Genomic DNA, 18,180 nt, shown 5'->3' on the forward strand with positions numbered 1-18,180 from the left:
ATCCGAGGCGGACGAGGCCCGGAATGCTGAACATATGGGCCAAGGCTCAGCCTCGCAGGACGTTCCACGGGGCGAAGGCATTGTTGACGCCCTCGAGCGCCGGTCCGAGTTGCGGCATATGCCGCAGCAGCACCGATTTCATTCCGTTGTTGTGGATCCAGTCCAGACCGAAGTTGGTGTAGACTTCCGCGCGGTAGTCATCGGTGAAGAACCGGTCGCTCTTCAGACGCCGCGATGCCATCAGGATGAAAATGCGGAAGGCGGTATCGCTGAAGCCGAAACCCTCCGGCAGGTCCTCGGCCAATAATCCGACCATCAGATCAACGCGATCGACGTTGCCCTTGTAGATCGCGCGCATCTTCCTGGCGGCACCGGGGATGCTGGTGATTTCTTCGAATGTGTTGACCCGCTTCTTGCCGACCAGCTCGCGAAACCGGTTGTAGCGCGGCACGCCGCGCTCGCGATCACGCATGATGTCGATCGCGGCCACGTCGAGCAGCGGCTGGCCGTCTTTCGTGAACCGGCGCAGGAAGTTGGGAAAATTGTGGAGGCGAATGGCGCCGGGATGAGCGGTGCCGAACGAGTACAGCAGGTTCGCGAAGCCGTGAGTCTGCATGAACTTGCGGGAGGCGGGGCCCTGCATTTTGACCAAGTCGCTAGCGGTAATCTCTGTGCTATCGAGCCGCCGTACATCAAGGTTTTCCGGGATCAACGGGTGCAGGCGGTACACGGCGGTGAATTCCTCGGTCATCGCGTAGGGCGCGCTGTGCTGATCCGTCGGAGAGCCGATGATGCCAAAGGCGGCTTCGCTGTTCTTGCCGAGCACGGCGCGCAGCACCCGGCACGGGATCCCCGACCAGTTGGCGTGCATGCTGAAGTCCAGTGCGGGATGGCCGAGGATGCCTGGCGTCCATTCGACGGTGTGGATCTTGGCGATCAGGGCCGCGTTGATCAGGCGCGCATGCTGGAATAGCTCCTCGTCCTTCCAGGTCGGATACCGCGCCTTCAAGCCGTCGCAGATGACATTGTGCTCGCGTGCAAAGAGATTGTGCAGCAGGCTGAGCCCCACCCACCAATTGTCGTTGAAGCCGGTGAGATCGGCGCCGGGATGCACCGGATCGGCTGGAAGCATCCCATCATCGCCGACCGCGATCTTCCCATCTGCCCCGGAACGGATCTGCATCTGCCTTGCGCGGTCGCTGCCGTAGATTTGTCCGGCGTCCCACCAGTGCGAGTTGAGGTTGCGGAACGTGGGGGTCGCGCCGAGCCATGGTTCACGTGGCGTCTCGTCGCAAACGGTCCGACGGATCTTCATGCAGTCGTCGATCCGCTCATCCGCAGGCCATTCGTCGTTTGGCGTCAGCGGAATTTTGAACTCGTTTCCCGACTTAGGGGCCCCATGGCTGAACCAATTATGCGTTTCGAACTGGATCCAGGCGGCGGCCAGCAGATTGAGGCTGGTCGCCGGAATAAATTCGTGGCGCGCCAGCAATTCCTCTGAGATCACGCGCGGACTGGGTTCGAGCAGGTCGTCCAGGCTGTCCGGTACGCATTCGGACAGCGCGAAGTTACGTCCGAACCGGGCGCCAGCCATCCCCATGCGCGGATGGTCGAGGCTGTTGAACGAGCCGTCGGCGGAACGCCACCGGTCATTGCCCGTGTTCCAGCGAGGCGATGTCGTGCCGTAGCCGGTATGGTGCAGATTGCGCTCCCGCAGCCGGTCGCGGAACGCCGAGAGATTGACGGCTCCGAGCAGGGTCGGCAGTTTGTCCCATGTGACAAAGAAGTTGACGGCCCGATAGATAACATCCGGGACCCATTGGAGCAGGTCGCGATGGAAGACAAAACCATCGTTCTCGCGGGACATTGACGCTCCCAAACGCAATTGAGCGAAATGAACTTAACTTGCAACTAGGAAGTAATGTTCGCCAACGCCGCCGGAGGCATCACGCAATTTGAAGTTCTTTACCGGCCAGTCGGACGGCGGTGATCGTTCGGATGGTCCGGGCGGCGCGTGCGTCGCCCGGACCAGATCCGGCGATTACAAAGTCATCTGCATCGGTTCGGGATAATAGTGGAATCCTTCACCCGCCTTGGCGACATGGCCATAGCCCGGCCAGGCGAAGTGATAGGACATCACGGGCGTCTTGTTCGCAGCAAGCATGGTCAGCAGTTTTACGCGTGACTCGGCCGCCTGCTTCGGGTCGGTGTCGTAGGAGAATTCCATCCGCGGCCGCTCGAGCAGCAGGACGGGATGATGCGACAGGTCACCAAGGAAGGCGAAGGACTTGCCGGCCGACGAGACCATGAAGATGGTGTGGCCGACGGTATGACCGGGCGCTGCGATTGCCTGCACGCCAGGCAGAAATTCCTGGCCGTCCTTGAAGAACACGATGCGGTCGCGGACCGGCAGCAGGTTCTTGCGGGCGTGAACGACGAAATCCTTGGCCGCGCTGCCGAGCTTGCCTTCGTCGGTCCAGAAGTCGAAATCGGTCTGCGAGATGTAGATCTGCGCGTTGGGAAACAGCGGCTTTCCGCCGTCGTCCACGATGCCGCCGATGTGGTCGATATGGGCATGCGAGCAAACCACGGCGTCGATGTCGCCGGGCTTAATGCCGGCCTCGGTCATGCTCTTCTGCTGCCGACCGGTGGTGACGCCGAACATCTTGGATGAGCCCATGCCGGTATCGAACAGGATGAGCTTGTCGCCGGTGTTGACGATCGGCGAGTTCTGCTCGAGCACGACATTGTCCGGCGACAGGAAATTGTCGACGAGCATCTTCTTCACCTCTTCCTTGGAAACACCGGTGAAGGTGCCCGAGGGATCGCCCAGGGGAAGCGGTCCGTCGGACACGACGGTGACTTCGGCGTCGCCGAGAACGAAGCGGTGCCAGTAGGGCGTCTGGGTGCCGAGCTTGGGAGCGCGCGCCAAGGCGCTGCCGCCGAGCATTGCGCTGGCACCAAGGCCAGCCCCGAGGGTCAACAAGGACCGACGTGAGACATCGATTGTCATGCGTTTCCTCCGCTTTTGTCTTTTGTTTTGCGCAATTGCTTGCGCGTTACATTCGGCCCGCGCCGATGGTCGAATGCTGCGCCGGTTCAGGCAGGCGAGCAAGTGGAATTGATTTGGCGATGATCTCGGTTTGTCGAAGTTGGATGCGCAATTCCGGCGCGCGACAAAAGACGTCCGTTGCCGACGAGCCTCGTCAGCACGATCCGTGCCAGTACGGCCAAAAGCAATCAATGATTGTGTCGTGATTGTGTCTGCTGGCCGCCCGATACGGCGTGACCGCAAGATTCTTTGTACGCCGCGACCTATGGCTCACGCAATTCTCGGCGCGAGCTCGCTCCCTTCCGTTTCGGCAAAGCCCGCCTGCAAAACCTCTTCGCGCTTGTGGCGCAAATGCGCTCGCAGGATATGGGCGAGGCCGACGCCGTCGCGCCTCTGCAGTGCGTTCAGGATGGCATCGTGCTCCTTCACGGCGACCGCCCAGCGTTCGGGCGTCATCGGCGTGACATAGCGCGCGCGGCGGATGCGCGCGGTCACGGACGTATACAGCCCCGCGAGCACCGGGTTTCCGGCCGCAACGACGATGGCTTCGTGAATGGCGCGGTTGCCGCGATAGTACTGGATCAGATCGCGTTCGCGATAATGCCGCACCATGTCCGCGTGCGCGGCAGCGATCGCGTCGATCTCGGCATCGGTGATGCGTTCGCAGGCGAGTTCGCCGGCGAGCGCCTCGAGGCCCTGGCAGACCTCGAACAGGTCGCGCATATCCTTGTCGGTCAGTTTTGCCGCACGCGAGCCGCGATGCGGCAGGAGTTGCACGAGACCTTCGGCGGCGAGCACCTTGAGCGCCTCGCGGAGCGGCGTGCGCGATATCTGCAGCCGCTCGCACAGTTCGCGCTCGGGAATCCGCGCGCCCGGCGGGATCTCGCCGTCGAGCAGGATGGCCCGGATGCGGCCGACGACTTCCTCATGAAGCATGGGTCTGAAGTCCATTTGAATGCAAAAATGGAGCTATATACGCATTAATGCAAGTTCCGGCTTGTAAATCGATCATTTTGCATTCAAAAATGTAGAAAAGCAGAAGGACATCGAGGAAATGGACCAGCAGGTGAAGGCGGAAGACCTCGTTTTCGAGCGCCAGGACGGGATCGGGCGGATCACCTTCAACCGCCCGCAGGCGCGCAACGCCTTCACTTTCGCGATGTATGAGCGGCTCGCCGCGATCTGCGAGGAGATCAACGACGATCACGCGATCAAGGTACTGGTGCTGCGCGGGGCCGGCGACAAGGCGTTTGCCGCGGGCACCGACATCAATCAGTTCCGCGATTTCAAGTCGCCGCAGGACGCGATCGACTACGAGAACCGCATCGATCGAGTGTTGACCACGCTCGAGCAGTGCCGCGTGCCGACGATCGCGGCGATCAACGGGTTCTGCACCGGCGGCGGCGCGGGCATTGCCGCGGCATGTGACCTCCGCATCGGCACCCAAAGCGCGAAAATCGGCTTTCCCATTGCCCGCACGCTCGGCAACTGCCTGTCGATGTCCAATGTCAGTCGTCTCACCGCGCTGATCGGCGCCGCCCGCGTCAAGGATCTGATCTTCACGGCGCGGCTCGTCGACGCGACCGAGGCTGCCAGTGTCGGGCTGCTCGGCGAGGTCGTCGAGGATATCGCCGCGCTCGAAAGGCGCGCGGACGAGGTTGCCAAATTGCTCGCCAGCCACGCGCCGCTGACGCTGAATGCGACCAAGCAGGCCGTGGCGCGCCTGCAAAGGCGCCTGACGCCCGACGAGGGCGAAGACCTCATCCTGATGTGCTACACGAGCCAGGATTTTCGCGAAGGGCTCGATGCTTTCCTCACCAAGCGCGCGCCGCAATGGCGCGGCCAATAGGACGCCCCGATGCAAAGCGATCGCTCGCAATCAACCTCCGGCCGTTCGGGGCCGCTTGCCGGCCTCAAGGTGATCGATCTCACCCATGTCATGGCAGGGCCGACCTGCACCTTGATGCTGGCCGATATGGGCGCCGACGTCATCAAGATCGAGAAATCGCCGAACGGTGACGACACCCGCCATTCGGTGCCGCCGAAGATCGGCGACGAGGCGGCCTCCTTCCTGATGATGAACCGCAACAAGCGCGGCATCGTGCTGGATCTGAAGACCGATGGCGGCAAGCAGGTGTTGCGGCGGCTGATCGCGGGCGCCGACGTGCTGGTCGAGAATTTTGCGCCGGGCGCCATGGAGCGCCTCGGCTTCGGCTATGACGACCTGCACAAGCAGCATCCAACGCTGATCTATTGCTCGCTGTCTGGCTTCGGCCGCACCGGACCCTACAAGCATCGCCGCGGCTTCGATCTGGTCGCCCAGGCCATGAGCGGAATCATGAGCTTTACCGGCGAACGTCCCGATGGTCCGCCCGTGAAATGCGGCCCGCCGCTGTCCGACATCACCGCCGGCCTGCTGGCGAGCATGGGCATCCTCGCGGCCTACACGCACCGTCTCAAGACCGGCGAAGGGCAGTGGGTCGAGACCTCGCTCTATGAGGCCGCGCTGGTGCAGACCTACTGGCAGTCGACCATCGCGCTGGCCGCGGGGACCGCGCCGCGGGCCATGGGTTCGGCGCATCCGCTCAACGCGCCATATCAGGCGTTCGAGGCCTCGGACGGCTGGTTGGTGGTCGGCGGCGCCAACAAGAAGCATTGGCTGTTGATGCTGGAGGCGCTCGGCGCAAGCGAGCTCGCAGCCGATCCACGCTTCGTCACCGGCGCCGACCGCATGGCCAATTTGAAGGAGCTCGAAGCTGTTCTGAGCGAGCGCTTCCGCACCCGCACGCGCGCGCACTGGCTGGCGGCACTGGACGAGAAGGGCGTGCCGTGCGGGCCCGTGCACGACATGCTGGAGGCGCTCAGCGATCCGCAGACGCTGGCGCGCGAGATGGTTGTCGAGGTCGAGCATTCCACGCTCGGGCCCGTGAAGACGATCGGCTTGCCGGTCAAGTTTTCGGAGACCCCAGGCAAAGTGCGCACGGGCGCGCCGGTCTACGGTGAGCATACAAGCGAGGTGCTGGCCGAGCATGGGTTCGACCGGAAGCAGATCGACGCGCTCGAACAAGAAGGCGCAATCGTGTTGGCATCGGGAAGAGGCGAGGAACGGGTCGCCTGACCGGACGTCGAAAACAACAAGAACAAGAGACAAAAATAAGCTGGAGGACATCATGGGTCAGACATCAAAACTTCTGCTCTCCGCAGCCGTAATTGTGCTCGCCGGCACGACGCCGGCGCTCTCGGCGTGGCAGCCGCAAAAGCCGATCGAGTTCGTGGCGACCGCCGGGCCCGGCGGCGGCACGGACAATCTCGCGCGCGCCGTGCAGAACATCATCACCAAGCACAAGCTGGTGGAGCAGCCGATCGTCGTCGTCAACAAGGGCGGCGGCAGCGGCGCGGAAGGCTATGTCTACGGCAAGGCGTCCGCCGGCGATCCCTACAAGGTGATCTTCGGCACGTCGAATGCCTGGCAGCAGCCGCTCGTCTCCAAGGTCGCTTTCAACTACACCGATCTCACCCCGATCGCGGCGATGGCGCAGGACGAGTTCCTGCTCTGGGTCAAGCAGGACGCGCCCTACAAGACGGCGGGCGATTATCTGAAGGCGGCCGCATCAGGCGAGTTCAAGATGGGCGGCGCGCAGTCAAAGGATACCGACGAGGTGCTGACCCGCATGATCGAGAAGGCCGGCCACATCAAGCTGACCTATATTCCCTTCAAGAGCGGCGCCGAGACGGCCGTGCAACTCGCCGGCGGACACCTGGACTCTCACGTCAACAATCCCAGCGAGAGTCTCGGGCAATGGCGTGGCGCCACCCAGCGCCCGCTTTGCGTCTTCAGCCCGAAGCGGCTGCCGCAGGGCGCCAAGGTCACCGCGACCGAAGGCTGGGGCGATGTTCCGACCTGCGTCGAGCAGGGCCTCGACATCAAGCAGTATGAGCAGCCGCGCACAGTGTGGCTCCCCGGCAAGGTCACGCCGGACCAGGCCGCGTTCTATGTTGACCTGATGAAGAAGGTGCAGGCGACGCCGGACTGGAAGGACTACATCGAGAAAACCTCCCAGGTCGACACGTTCCTGACCGGTGCCGAGTTCGACAAGTTCATCAAGGAGGATCTCGAGCGCGTCAGGCTGGTTGCGAGCGAGCAGGGTTGGTTGGTCAAGTGAGGCTGCGCACGCCTCAAACCCCTCCGCCGGAACGACAGCGAACGCTGGGAAAACACGTGCGCCATAATCGGACACTGTACGTGGCCTGACCGGAGCCCTCGATGATATCGCGCCGCGCTCTCGAACTTGCGACAGCCGTTCTCACCGGCAGCTTCGGTGTGGCGGTCGTCATTTCCAGCCTCGATAACGGCATCGGCTGGTCGAGCGCGGGCGTGGACGCCGGGACGTTTCCGTTCCTGACCGGGATCATCATCGTGCTCGGGAGCCTCTACAACCTGTTTCGAGGTGTCATGCCGGCCGCGACGCTCGCCAGCGTCCCAATTGCCATCACATCGATCGAGCTGCGCCGGCTTGCCGGCCTGTTCGTGCCGGCCGCGATTTTCGTGGCTGCGATCCCGTTGGCCGGGGTGTACGTCGCCTCGGCCCTGTACATCTTCGCGGTACTGGCGATCCCCCGACAACAATCCGTGCCGCGCGCGCTTGGCATGGCGGCGGCGACAGCGCTTGCGCTCTACATCGTGTTCGAGCGCATGTTCCAGGTGAGCTTGCCGCACGGCGCGCTCGCCGCGGCGTTCGGCTTCTGACGGAGAGGCCGATGGACAATCTCGGGGAACTCCTTCACGGCTTCAGTATCGCGATCACGCTGCCGCATCTGGCGCTGATGGTGATCGGCGTGCTGCTCGGCATTCTCGTCGGCGTGCTGCCCGGGCTGGGTGCTCCGAACGGGGTGTCGCTGCTGCTGCCGCTGACTTTCGGCATGCAGCCGGTCTCTGCCATCATCCTGCTCTCCAGCATGTATTGGGGCGCGTTGTTCGGGGGATCCGTGACCTCGATCCTGTTCAACATCCCGGGCGAGCCGTCGTCTGTCGCCACCACCTTCGACGGCTACCCGATGGCGCGCGATGGACGGCCGACGACGGCGCTCGCCACCGCCTTCGGCTCGGCGGCATTCGGCGCGCTGATCGGCGTCATCCTGATCACCTTCCTCGCATCATGGGTGGCGCAAGTCGCACTCGCCTTCGGGCCGGCGGAATATTTTGCGGTCTATTTTCTTGCCTTCGCCAGCTTCGTCGGCATGGGCGGGGCTGCTCCGATCAAGACTGTCGTCGCGCTGGCGATCGGCTTTGCCATCGCCGCCATCGGCATCGACACCGTCTCCGGCAGCGTGCGCCTCACCATGGGCGTCGACGAGCTGGTCAAGGGCGTCAACTTCGTCGTCGCGGTGATGGGCCTGTTCGGCATCGGCGAGCTGCTCGTGGCCGTCGAAGAGGAGTTTCATGCCCGCGCGGTCTCGTCGAAGATAGAGTGGCGCGAGGTGTTTCGCGCGATCGGTCGCCTGCCGCGGCATAGCGTTGCGCTGTTGCGCAGCGCGGCGATCGGATGCTGGATGGGGATCACGCCCGGTGGCCCGACTGCGGCATCGTTCATGAGCTACGGCATCGCCCGGCGCTTCTCGCGCGGTGGCAGATATTTCGGCACCGGGGAGCTTGAAGGCATCATCTCGCCGGAGACGGCCGATCATGCGGCTGGCACCAGCGCGCTTCTGCCCATGCTCTCGCTCGGCATTCCCGGCTCGGCCACTGCGGCCGTCATGATGGGCGGGCTGATGATCTGGGGCCTCAATCCCGGGCCGATGCTGTTCGTCGACCAGAAGGACTTTGTCTGGGGCCTGATTGCCTCGATGTATGTCGGCAACATCGTCGCCGTCGCACTCGTGCTGCTGACCGTTCCGGTCTTCGCGGCCCTGATGCGGATTCCCTTCGTGATCATCGCGCCGCTGATCGTGATCATCTGCGTCGTCGGCGCCTATTCGGTATCGAACTCCTATCTCGATGTCGTCATGATGCTCGGCTTCGGCATCGTCGGCTATCTCTTCAAGAAGCTGTTCTATCCGCTGGCGCCGCTCGTGCTCGCGATCGTCATCGGGGACAAGGCCGAGGACGCGTTCCGGCAGTCGATGCTGATGTCCAAGGGATCGCTCGGGATCTTCTTCGCCAACAAGCTGGTGACATGCCTGATCGTGGCCGGCATCGCACTTTTGCTGCTTCCGCTCGTGCTGCAGCTTGCGCGCCTGCTGCGCAAGCCTGCGCCGTCCACCGACGAGACGACAGCCCAAGAGAGAACGCAAGAGAGAGCTCAAGAGACCGCTCAAGAGACCGCTCGGGAGAAAGTGATCATATGACCGCAAAGCCGCTCATTGCATTGGCAATGGGAGATCCCGCCGGCATCAGCCCGGAATTGACCGCAAAGCTCGTGGTGCAGGACGATATCCGCGCCCGCAGCCAGATTGTCGTGATCGGCGACCGCCGCATCTTCGACGCGGGCGCGCGCGTTGCCGGCGTCGAGCCGGAGCTGACAACAGTGGAGCAGGGGGCCGATCTGCGCGCGGCGGAGGGCGAGACTCTGTTCGTCGACCTCGGCCATCTCGATCCCGGCGACATCCAGCAGGGGATCGCGAGCCTTGCCGGCGGCAGGTTCGCGCTTGCCAACTACAAGCACGCGCTCGAGCTCGGCCGCGACGGCCGGGTCGATGCCGTCTGCTTCACGCCGTTCAACAAGCAGGCGATGCGGCTGGCCCGCGCCGAGTATGACGACGAGATCGCATTCTCCGCCGAAGTGGTCGGACTCAAAACCCCCGCAAGCGAGTTCAATGTGCTGGACCGGCTGTGGAACGCCCGCGTGACGTCCCACATCCCGCTCAAGGACGTCGCCGCGCGACTGTCCGGCGAACGCATCCATAGCGCGCTGAAGCTGACCGATGCCTGCATGCGCAACGCCGGCTTCGCACGGCCGCGCATCGCGGTCGCCGGTCTCAATCCGCATGCCGGTGACGGCGGCAATTTCGGCCGCGAAGAGATCGACATCATTGCGCCCGTGGTCGCCGCCGGCCAGCGCGATGGTATTGCCGCGGAAGGGCCATTTCCCGCTGACACCGTATTCCTGCGCGCCAAGGGCGGCGCCTTCGATGCGGTGCTGACGATGTATCACGACCAGGGCCAGATCGCGATGAAGCTGATGGGTTTTGATCGTGGCGTGACTTTGCTTGGCGGCTTCCCGTTCCCGATCTGCACGCCCGCGCACGGCACCGCGTACGACATTGCCGGGCAGGGCATTGCATCAATCGGGGCCAGCCGCGCCGCGCTGGTGCTAGCCGGAGAGATGGCGGCTCGTCGCGTCGCCTGATTTCTCCGAGGGCGCCTGCTTGTGCCCGCGGTGGCCGTGCGCAGCTTCGGGCCCCACCGGGAAAAAGTGGAAACTTCCGCCGTCGTAACGAGTTGCTGTCCCATGAACGTCTCCATCTCGGAGTTGGAACATGGTAGACGACGACCCGCTGCGAACGGCGGTGGATATTGCTTGGTCCGTTTACCGCGCCCGGCATCGCCACGTCGATGCCGCAGATTGCCGTCGCTGCCTGCTCGAGCGTCATCTGCAAGGGAGATGGGAAGCGCGCGGGAGCGATGCCGAAGAACTCACGGGATTCGGGATTGCCTACCTCGATCGGCTTCCCGAGGACGAATGTTAAGGCTCGTGGAAGGGCTCGTCTGCCGGGTCGCGGCCGCAAGTGCCAGGCCGAATTGGACGCTGCTCGCGATTTCGAACCTTCTGTCCGCCGCGATCGTGCTGATCGTGCGTGCGGCGGCTTGACGGTAGCCTGCCATGCGCATCGCTCAGCTTGCTCCCCTGGCCGAAAGCGTCCCTCCGAAGCTCTACGGGGGCACCGAGCGGGTGGTGGCCTGGCTGGTGGATGGGCTGGTCGAGCTCGGCCACGAAGTCACGCTGTTTGCGAGCGGCGATTCCAGGACGAATGGTGCGCTTCATCCGGTCTGGCCCCGCGCGCTGCGGCTCGGACAGAAGGGGGCGGACCCGACCGCCGCAAGCGCGATGCTGATGGAGGCAATCGCAAGGCGTGCGAAAGAATTCGACGTAATCCACGCGCATGTCGACTGGCTGTCCCTGCCGTTGCTCAGTCGTCTCGGCGTGCCGTTCCTCACGACCATGCACGGTCGCCTCGACTTGCCTGGGCTACCCGACGTCGTCAGGCACTTCCCTGAAGCATGCTTCGTGTCGATTTCCGATCATCAGCGGCTGCCGCTTCCGGATGCGAAATGGATCGGAACCATCCAGCACGGGCTGCCGCCCGATCTGTTTCGGCCGTCCTACGAACCGGGGTCCTATTTGGCGTTTCTCGGGCGGCTCACCGCAGACAAGGGTCCGCAGGACGCCATCCGTATCGCGCGCGCAGTCCAGATGCCCCTCCATATCGCCGCGAAGGTCCCGCGCGCCGAGACGGCCTACTTCAGGAACCACATCGAGCCGAACGTCGACGGCAAGGATATCCGGCTTGTTGGGGAAGTCGATGACGCGAAGAAACAGCCCTTCCTTGCCGAAGCCGCTGCTCTGCTGTTTCCGATCGATTGGCCGGAGCCGTTTGGGCTGGTCATGATCGAAGCGATGGCATGCGGAACGCCCGTGATCGCCTATCGCTCCGGCTCCGTCCCCGAAGTCATCGAACATGGATTGACCGGCTTCATCGTCGAGAACGAGGAGCAGGCCGTCAAGGCGATCGGCGAACTGGGAAAACTGGATCGAAGGAAGGTGCGCGCCCGCTTCGAGGAGCGCTTCTCTGCGAGCCGAATGGCGAGGCAGTACGAACACCAATACCGCAGGCTCGCTGGCGCCGCGGCTCGGGAGTTGATCACTGAACCGTCGGAAACGTGAAAGGAGCAGCCGATGTCGCTCGGAAAAGCGGGGCAGATTTGCATCTTTCTGGTCTTCGCTCTGGCTGCGCCGCCGGCGTTCGCCGCGGAGATCGACGCCGCTGCCATCAACGTCGCCGAGCCGTCGAAGAAAACCCTGTCGAACGATAAGCCGACCGCGGCGGGGGTCCGGTTGCAGGTCCTGCTGGACCGCGCGCACTTCTCGCCCGGCGAGATCGACGGCAGATTCGGCGAGAACGCCAAAAAGGCGTTGCGGGCCTATGCCGAAGCACGGCAGCTGCCGGTTTCGGACGCCGTGACGGACGATGTCTGGACCGCGTTACGGGCGGACGACCGGCCGGTGACGATGACCTATGCCATCACCGAGCAGGACGTGGCGGGTCCTTTCCTGAAAAAGCTGCCGTCGAGGATGGAGGACATGAAGGAGCTTACAAAGCTCGGCTTCACCAGTGCGCGCGAGGCCCTGGCCGAGAAATTTCACATGAGCGAGCAGCTCCTGGTCGCGCTCAACTCCGGGCGTCATTTCGATCGCGCCGGCGACACCATCGTCGTGGTGGACACATCAGGCGCAGGCGAGGGCATCCCCACCAAGGCCGAGAGGATCGAGGTCGACAAGATCAGGCAGACCGTAAAACTGTTCGACAAAACGAATGCGCTGATCGGATTTTATCCCGCGACCGTCGGCAGCGAAGAGAAGCCGTCGCCCTCAGGTACGCTCAAGGTCACGGAAGTCAGCCGAAATCCGTACTATCGCTACAATCCCGCTTATCGCTTCAAGGGCGTCCATTCCCGCAAGCCCTTCACCATCAAGCCCGGCCCGAACAATCCGGTCGGCACGGTCTGGATCAACCTGTCTGCCGAGGGCTACGGCATTCACGGCACGCCTTCGCCGGAGAAGATTTCCAAGGCGGAATCTCACGGCTGCGTGCGTCTGACCAATTGGGATGCCGAGCGCGTCGCCGGGCGTGTCTCGAAGGGCACGCCGGTGGCATTCGTGGGCAGCCCCGGATGAACAAACGCCTCGAGGTGGCAACGCCGCTCGCCGATTGTGCGCTATTTCGGGATCGGCATCGTCAGCTCCTTGTCGGCCGTATCCACCACGAAGACGGCCAGCAATTTTGCGGGTTCGGTCTCGCTGGCATTGGCGCTGACGGCATGGCGGTCGCCGGGCTTTTCGGAGAAGTTCTCGCCCTTGTGAAAGACCTTGGCCGGGCCGTCATTGACCTGACTGCGTATCGCTCCTTCCAGGACGGTGGCGTAGATGAAAGCCGAGGGCGCGTGGATGTGGGCCGGCGAGGAGCCTCCGGGACCATACTCGACCAGTACGCCCTTCATGCTCTTGCCCGGGACATTGGGCAGCGCCTGGTCGAACACGACCGTCACCTTGGCCGTGGGCGTCGCCGTCTCGGCGGCATGGGCTGTCAGGAATGATGCGGCATAAACAGCGGTTGCGATGAGCAATCTGCGCATGGGGGTCTCCTCAAAGTCTCGCGAGCCATGTTGCGAGCGGCGTTTTGCCAAGCCGCGCCTCGCCGAGAGGGTTCAGCGATGTGTCGTCGATGGGAGCGCCGTAGTACGGCGCCTTTGGGTCTCCCACCACCGGTCGGGGGTCGCCGGACGCCTTCAGGCGGCGTGCGATGAATTCATCAAAGGGCGCCTTCTCAGGTCCTGCGATATCGATCGTGCCGTTGAGCGGCGGGCTCATCGCGACTTCTGCGAGGCGATCGGCCACGTCCTTGGCCGCGATGGGCTGAAACAATGCCGAGGGAACAACGATCCCACCCTCGGCCGCACCCATCTCGGCAATGGCGCTGAGGAATTCGAAGAACTGGGTGGCGCGGACGATCGAGTAGGGGACCGGCGAAGACTTGATGATAGTCTCCTGCGCCAGCTTGGCGCGAAAATAGGAGTTATCGGGCGAGCGCTCGGTTCCGACGATCGAGAGCGCCACATGATGCTTCACGGCCGCTGCGGCCTCAGTCGCAGCGAGGTTTTTGCTCGAACGCTCGAAGAATTCCAGCACGGCCGCGGGCTCCCAGGACGGCGCGTTGGCAACGTCGACGACGACATTGGTGCCCGCCAGCACTGCTGCGAGACCTTCCCCGGTCACCGCGTTCACGCCCGACTTCGGCGAAGCCGCGACCGCGTCGTGGCCTTGCTGCTTGAGCTTCGCCACCAGCTTGGATCCGATCAATCCGGTCCCGCCGATCACGACGATCTTCATGGCCTATCTCCTCGGCACGTTGCGGGCGCGAGCGTTTCAGGGTCGACGGCGCGCGCGTCGCGATGCGATGAGGCGACTCTTACCGGGGAAATGGGGCAGGCTCTTGCCTGTAACCGGCCTGCCTTGTCCAAAAATGATGAAGATGTTTATCGATCGCCGATAGATAAGTTGCATATCGAAATAGCCCGACGCGCGGAGCGCACCGCTGGCGCCAGCCACCACCAGCGGCGCGCGCTAGATTGCAGCACGTCCTTCGTGTCGGCGTTCGGTTACAGACGGCAATCGCACTACGCAGCGGAACCCGACATGGCTGGTCGAGGTATCGACCGGCTCGGCGTGCCGCGCGGCCGGGCGGTATCGGCGGCAATAGTTCGGCGCGCAGAGGTGCGAGCCGCCCTTGAGGACCGTGAGCGGAATCTGGATGTCGGGGAGGCGAGGGTCGTAGCTTGTGTGCTCACCGCCGCCGCGGGGATTTTTGGGGATGCAGCAGGGTTTTGCGGCGTCGGCGGCGTGTTTTGACGACCACCAGTCGGAGGTCCACTCCCAGACATTGCCGATCATGTCGTAGAGGCCGTAGCCGTTCGGCGGGAAGGCCATGACCGGCGAGGTACGCTCGTACCCATCCTCGCCGAGATTCTGGACGGGGAAGTTGCCCTGCCAGATATTGGCCATGTGTTTGCCGCCCGGCATCAGCGCATCGCCCCAGGCGTATTCCTCCGCCTCGAGGCCGCCACGCGCCGCAAATTCCCATTCCGCCTCCGTCGGCAGGCCCTTGCCGGCCCAGTGGGCATAGGCTGCCGCATCGCTAAAGGAGACGTGGACGACGGGATGATCGTCGAGATCCTCGATGTGCTGCCAGGACCATAGGGATGACGCCAGTTGGCGCCGCGCAGGAATGTCCACCACTGGCTCCAGTCGGTGAGATCGGTGATGCGCGGCAGCGGTGAGAACACCCGCGATCCCGCGTAGAGCATCTCTGCCAGCGCGCCCGGATAGTCCTTCGGATCGGGAACGATCTGCGCCTCGGTGACATGGCCGGTTGCGTCGACGAACTGCTTGAACTGCCGGTTGGTCACGGGCGTGCGGTCTATCCAGAAGCCGTCGACAGCAACGCGATGGCTCGGCGCTTCCTCGGGATAATGATGGTCGGATCCCATGCGAAAGGTTCCGCCGGGAATGAAGACCATCTCGCCGGTCTTCAAATCATCCGGCAACCACTCGCAGTGATCCAGATCTGCTCGCAACATGGTGGAAGCTCCGATGCTCGTAGTCCACCTGATGCTACTGCGCCAACCTGGCAGACTTCGACGATAGCTCTCTGCCCGGCCCATTAGACGCATTGTCTAGCCCCGTTTTTTTGGCACTCGGGGAGAGGAGGACGCTGCGTCAACATCTCTTTCTTTTGCACGCACGTTTTCGACCACGCGGCAAATCCATGCCGCGTGCGCTCTGCCATCCCCAAAGCGCGTCCGCTCAATATCGCTAAGGTTGCAAACGGTACCCGAAGATTGGACGGCTGTGATGTGCAGTTTGTGCCAGTCTGCGGGGGAGTTGGTGAGGCCTCGCGTGCCGCAGAATTGTCGCGCTTCAGTAACACGGTACAGCCATGGGGCAAGTCCTCCTGGTTGATTCGCGCAAGCTGGACGGTTTCGAAGGACTTCAGCAGGCCGTCCACGGCTCGCATGTCGATGTGATGCAACTCGGCCGCGGTCGGTTGCGCGGAACGTTGTCCCATGTCGGCATCGGCGACTTCTCGCTCAGCATTGGTGCGTTCAACGTCGGCATGCGCACGCAGCGGGTTTCCAGCGACGACAAGCTGATCATCGGGATGCTGCTCGCGGCCGAAGAGCGCGTCGCCCACTGGTCGTTCGACATGCAGCTCAACGATGTGCTCGTCATTCCGCCGCTGCTCGAACATGACGGTGTTTTTCACGGCGGCTCCGCTTACGCCGCCATGCGGTTCGACCTCAACGAGGTCGCGACGCTGTTCGCCGGAAAAGCACGGCTGAGTGATCCTGACACCTGGCGCAGCCGCGGTCATTTCCGCGCGGACATCGAGAGCGGCGCGATCGCCTCGCGCCGCCTGGTCCGGATCATGTCGCACCTGCGCGACAACAAATACGGACTGACGCCATCAACAGCCGATTTCTGGAAACGATCGATCGCCGAATGCATGGCTGCCAACGTCGCGTCGTCGCTGCCACCCGACGGCAATGGCTGGCTCCCTTCCGCGCGACGGCTGATCCGCAAGGTCGAGGAGTTTCTCGACGACGCCGGCACCCGTCCGGTGCACGTGTCGGAAATTTGCGCGGCGCTCGGCGTATCGCGGCGCACCCTTCACCGCGCGTTTCAGGAGGTATTCGGTCTCGGCCCGGTCAGCTTCCTCAGGCACAAGCGTCTTTGCGCTGTTCATTCGATCCTGCACCAGAGCGCACCCGGCTCGACCACCGTGACAGCGGTCGCCATGCAGCAGGGCTTTTACGAACTCGGCCGGTTCTCGCAATACTACCTGGCAATGTTCGGAGAGCGTCCGTCGCAAACGCTCGGAATCGCGGCGGTGCAGGCCGCCGAAGACGAGATCGCCAGAGCCTCGCGCTTTGAGCCTGGACCGCGAACGACGCCATGATGGCATGCATGCCAGTGTTTTGCAGGCGTCAAACGGCGAAAAAACTGTCATGAAAACAACCGGATGGCTACCGTGTATGGGGTTGTTTTCACGGTTTTGAGTTGGATAGGCGAGCCGCCTCCAGCTTCAGGCCCCGCAGACGATCACGCCGTACCAGCCCAGGCCGCGATAGGTCTCGTAGCCGGGCGTCGCATGGAACGCGACCAGCGTGCCCGAGCCGTCCTGGTAGAAGCCGGAACGCTGGCCGTTGAGCGACAGCGAGATGCGTTCGCTGAGAATGCCTTGTCCGTCGGAAGCGGCGATCACGCGAAGATTGGAGTCGACCAGCAGCACGCGCGCCTTGTCGCTGTCGCCAACGCGCACGCCTTGCACGATGGCGCGGGCCTGCGCCTCCCAGTCGAAATGGATGGCGAGCACCCCGATCGGCGCGCCGTTGGCCTGGCCGCCGGCGCGGACGCTGGCGCAATAGGTCGCGACCTGGGCATTGCCGAGCAGCGGCTGGTTCTCGACGTCGCCGGCGACATAGTCGTCGCCGGAGCGCAGGGTCTTGGCCTCGCGAAACCATTTGGTGTGGGCGACGTTCTGGCCGACAGCGCGAAAGCGGTCGGCGCGGCCGTTGGCGATGACGTTGCCGTCGAGATCGCAGAGCCAGAGGTCGAGATAGACGGTATAGGCTCCTAGGATCACACCGAGACGCTGCGAGGCATGGGACACGGCCGCGGCGTCGGGCGAGGCCGCGCAACCGACCAGCGCGGAATCGGTCGCCCACCAGCGCACGTCGCAGGTCCGTTCATAGAGGTTGCGGTCGATCAGCTCGATGGCGTTGAGCGAGAGGTCGACCATGCGCTCGCCGCGCGAGCGCTGGCTCATGCGGTCGATCGAGGCGACGAGGTCGCCGGTGCGCTTGGTCAGCTGGCTTTCGAGTTCGCGGGCGATAGTCTCGACCTGCTGGCCGACGCCGCGGACCTCCTGCGCCACCACGGCGAAGCCCGCGCCCTGCGCGCCGGCGCGCGAGCTTTCGATCAACGCGTTCAGCGCCAGCATCTTCATCTGGTTGGTGATCTGCTGGATCGCCTTGGTCTTGTCGACCGCGATCTGGTTGACCTCCGCCGTGAGGCGGTTGATCAGCGCGGAGATGTCGGAATCATCATCAGCGGGTTCATTTGCGATCGGCTTGGCTTTGAGACCCAGCGCAGCAGACATCGGGGGCTTCCCTTGGCAATGAGGTCTGATCTGCAACGAACCCGGAACAATCACTGACAGATCGAATACGATTCTTTTTCGAAGATTCCGCCTAACGCCTGCTTAATTTGCTGTTTTGCGGAATGCTCAAATGATAGTCAGTCCGGGTAGCAAAGCGGCAATCCACCGCTTTGTGCCGCGCAGACGTTGCAAAT

General features: G+C 63.4%; 16 protein-coding genes and 1 pseudogene. 10 read left to right on the top strand and 7 right to left on the bottom strand.

All coding sequences use genetic code 11. The features are described 5' to 3' along the window. Positions 1-46 precede the first annotated feature (46 nt). The 3 genes from IVB19_RS17110 to IVB19_RS17120 form a co-directional block, all read right to left on the bottom strand. Positions 47-1,867: a peroxidase family protein gene (locus tag IVB19_RS17110; protein WP_018454425.1), complete on the bottom strand. Its 1,821-nt coding sequence runs from the start codon at positions 1,865-1,867 to the stop codon at positions 47-49. A 174-nt stretch (positions 1,868-2,041) separates the two neighbouring features. Then, positions 2,042-3,013 (bottom strand): MBL fold metallo-hydrolase, encoded by a 972-nt coding sequence (locus tag IVB19_RS17115; protein WP_026232731.1) that lies wholly within the window; start codon positions 3,011-3,013, stop codon positions 2,042-2,044. Positions 3,014-3,322: 309 nt separating this feature from the next. Continuing rightward, a complete protein-coding gene (locus IVB19_RS17120; RefSeq protein ID WP_018454423.1) occupies positions 3,323-3,988 on the bottom strand; it encodes a GntR family transcriptional regulator in 666 nt (221 codons plus the stop codon). Between the two features lie 118 nt (positions 3,989-4,106). On the opposite strand from IVB19_RS17120, the gene IVB19_RS17125 reads away from it, so the two are divergent. The 9 genes from IVB19_RS17125 to IVB19_RS17165 all read left to right on the top strand — a co-directional run bounded on the left by IVB19_RS17125 (position 4,107) and on the right by IVB19_RS17165 (position 12,945). Beyond that, positions 4,107-4,901 carry an enoyl-CoA hydratase/isomerase family protein gene (locus IVB19_RS17125; protein WP_018454422.1) on the top strand — a complete coding sequence of 265 codons (795 nt, stop codon included), beginning with the start codon at positions 4,107-4,109 and terminating at the stop codon, positions 4,899-4,901. Between the two features lie 9 nt (positions 4,902-4,910). Next, complete coding sequence (locus tag IVB19_RS17130) at positions 4,911-6,170, top strand: CaiB/BaiF CoA transferase family protein (RefSeq protein WP_204511108.1); 1,260 nt, start codon at positions 4,911-4,913, stop codon at positions 6,168-6,170. Between the two features lie 52 nt (positions 6,171-6,222). Beyond that, entirely contained in the window at positions 6,223-7,215 is a 993-nt protein-coding gene (locus tag IVB19_RS17135; RefSeq protein WP_026232729.1) for a Bug family tripartite tricarboxylate transporter substrate binding protein, read from the top strand. Positions 7,216-7,316: 101 nt separating this feature from the next. Further along, positions 7,317-7,799, top strand: a complete 483-nt coding sequence (locus tag IVB19_RS17140) for a tripartite tricarboxylate transporter TctB family protein (protein WP_018454419.1) — start codon at positions 7,317-7,319, stop codon at positions 7,797-7,799. An 11-nt stretch (positions 7,800-7,810) separates the two neighbouring features. Further along, positions 7,811-9,397 carry a tripartite tricarboxylate transporter permease gene (locus tag IVB19_RS17145; RefSeq protein ID WP_247821598.1) on the top strand — a complete coding sequence of 529 codons (1,587 nt, stop codon included), beginning with the start codon at positions 7,811-7,813 and terminating at the stop codon, positions 9,395-9,397. Beyond that, positions 9,394-10,398: a 4-hydroxythreonine-4-phosphate dehydrogenase PdxA gene (locus IVB19_RS17150; protein WP_018454417.1), complete on the top strand. Its 1,005-nt coding sequence runs from the start codon at positions 9,394-9,396 to the stop codon at positions 10,396-10,398. Before IVB19_RS17145 ends, IVB19_RS17150 begins: the two co-directional genes overlap by 4 nt. Before the next feature lie 130 nt (positions 10,399-10,528). Next, the gene (locus IVB19_RS17155; protein ID WP_083926364.1) at positions 10,529-10,738 is read left to right on the top strand and encodes a hypothetical protein; all 210 of its coding nucleotides are present in this window, start codon (positions 10,529-10,531) and stop codon (positions 10,736-10,738) included. Between the two features lie 134 nt (positions 10,739-10,872). Next, positions 10,873-11,934 (top strand): glycosyltransferase family 4 protein, encoded by a 1,062-nt coding sequence (locus tag IVB19_RS17160; protein WP_018454415.1) that lies wholly within the window; start codon positions 10,873-10,875, stop codon positions 11,932-11,934. Positions 11,935-11,946: 12 nt separating this feature from the next. After that, positions 11,947-12,945 (top strand): L,D-transpeptidase family protein, encoded by a 999-nt coding sequence (locus IVB19_RS17165; RefSeq protein ID WP_018454414.1) that lies wholly within the window; start codon positions 11,947-11,949, stop codon positions 12,943-12,945. 41 nt (positions 12,946-12,986) lie between these two features. Here IVB19_RS17165 and IVB19_RS17170 read toward each other — a convergent pair whose 3' ends face one another. The 3 genes and pseudogenes from IVB19_RS17170 to IVB19_RS17180 form a co-directional block, all read right to left on the bottom strand. Further along, positions 12,987-13,403, bottom strand: a complete 417-nt coding sequence (locus IVB19_RS17170) for a cupin domain-containing protein (RefSeq protein ID WP_018454413.1) — start codon at positions 13,401-13,403, stop codon at positions 12,987-12,989. Positions 13,404-13,413: 10 nt separating this feature from the next. Further along, positions 13,414-14,157 carry an SDR family oxidoreductase gene (locus tag IVB19_RS17175; RefSeq protein ID WP_247821599.1) on the bottom strand — a complete coding sequence of 248 codons (744 nt, stop codon included), beginning with the start codon at positions 14,155-14,157 and terminating at the stop codon, positions 13,414-13,416. Between the two features lie 234 nt (positions 14,158-14,391). Continuing rightward, positions 14,392-15,404: pseudogene (locus IVB19_RS17180) on the bottom strand (formylglycine-generating enzyme family protein). Between the two features lie 359 nt (positions 15,405-15,763). Between IVB19_RS17180 and IVB19_RS17185 the strand changes: the two are divergent. Then, positions 15,764-16,783, top strand: coding sequence for a helix-turn-helix domain-containing protein (locus IVB19_RS17185; RefSeq protein ID WP_018454411.1), 1,020 nt, complete (start codon positions 15,764-15,766; stop codon positions 16,781-16,783). 126 nt (positions 16,784-16,909) lie between these two features. Here the strand turns inward: IVB19_RS17185 and IVB19_RS17190 are convergent, their stop codons facing one another. Next, positions 16,910-17,986, bottom strand: coding sequence for a methyl-accepting chemotaxis protein (locus IVB19_RS17190; protein WP_018454410.1), 1,077 nt, complete (start codon positions 17,984-17,986; stop codon positions 16,910-16,912). Positions 17,987-18,180: the final 194 nt, after the last annotated feature.

The organism is Bradyrhizobium sp. 187 (assembly GCF_023101005.1).
GTDB lineage: Bacteria > Pseudomonadota > Alphaproteobacteria > Rhizobiales > Xanthobacteraceae > Bradyrhizobium > Bradyrhizobium canariense_D.

Bases quoted from the DNA above. Each gene is read 5' to 3' on its own strand.
- IVB19_RS17150 (WP_018454417.1), top strand. From the start codon at position 9,394: ATGACCGCAAAGCCGCTCATTGCATTGGCAATGGGAGATCCCGCCGGC.
- IVB19_RS17185 (WP_018454411.1), top strand. From the start codon at position 15,764: ATGGGGCAAGTCCTCCTGGTTGATTCGCGCAAGCTGGACGGTTTCGAA.
- IVB19_RS17155 (WP_083926364.1), top strand. From the start codon at position 10,529: ATGGTAGACGACGACCCGCTGCGAACGGCGGTGGATATTGCTTGGTCC.
- IVB19_RS17130 (WP_204511108.1), top strand. From the start codon at position 4,911: ATGCAAAGCGATCGCTCGCAATCAACCTCCGGCCGTTCGGGGCCGCTT.
- IVB19_RS17110 (WP_018454425.1), bottom strand. From the start codon at position 1,867: ATGTCCCGCGAGAACGATGGTTTTGTCTTCCATCGCGACCTGCTCCAA.
- IVB19_RS17175 (WP_247821599.1), bottom strand. From the start codon at position 14,157: ATGAAGATCGTCGTGATCGGCGGGACCGGATTGATCGGATCCAAGCTG.
- IVB19_RS17115 (WP_026232731.1), bottom strand. From the start codon at position 3,013: ATGACAATCGATGTCTCACGTCGGTCCTTGTTGACCCTCGGGGCTGGC.
- IVB19_RS17135 (WP_026232729.1), top strand. From the start codon at position 6,223: ATGGGTCAGACATCAAAACTTCTGCTCTCCGCAGCCGTAATTGTGCTC.
- IVB19_RS17145 (WP_247821598.1), top strand. From the start codon at position 7,811: ATGGACAATCTCGGGGAACTCCTTCACGGCTTCAGTATCGCGATCACG.
- IVB19_RS17160 (WP_018454415.1), top strand. From the start codon at position 10,873: ATGCGCATCGCTCAGCTTGCTCCCCTGGCCGAAAGCGTCCCTCCGAAG.
- IVB19_RS17125 (WP_018454422.1), top strand. From the start codon at position 4,107: ATGGACCAGCAGGTGAAGGCGGAAGACCTCGTTTTCGAGCGCCAGGAC.
- IVB19_RS17190 (WP_018454410.1), bottom strand. From the start codon at position 17,986: ATGTCTGCTGCGCTGGGTCTCAAAGCCAAGCCGATCGCAAATGAACCC.
- IVB19_RS17140 (WP_018454419.1), top strand. From the start codon at position 7,317: ATGATATCGCGCCGCGCTCTCGAACTTGCGACAGCCGTTCTCACCGGC.
- IVB19_RS17120 (WP_018454423.1), bottom strand. From the start codon at position 3,988: ATGCTTCATGAGGAAGTCGTCGGCCGCATCCGGGCCATCCTGCTCGAC.
- IVB19_RS17170 (WP_018454413.1), bottom strand. From the start codon at position 13,403: ATGCGCAGATTGCTCATCGCAACCGCTGTTTATGCCGCATCATTCCTG.
- IVB19_RS17165 (WP_018454414.1), top strand. From the start codon at position 11,947: ATGTCGCTCGGAAAAGCGGGGCAGATTTGCATCTTTCTGGTCTTCGCT.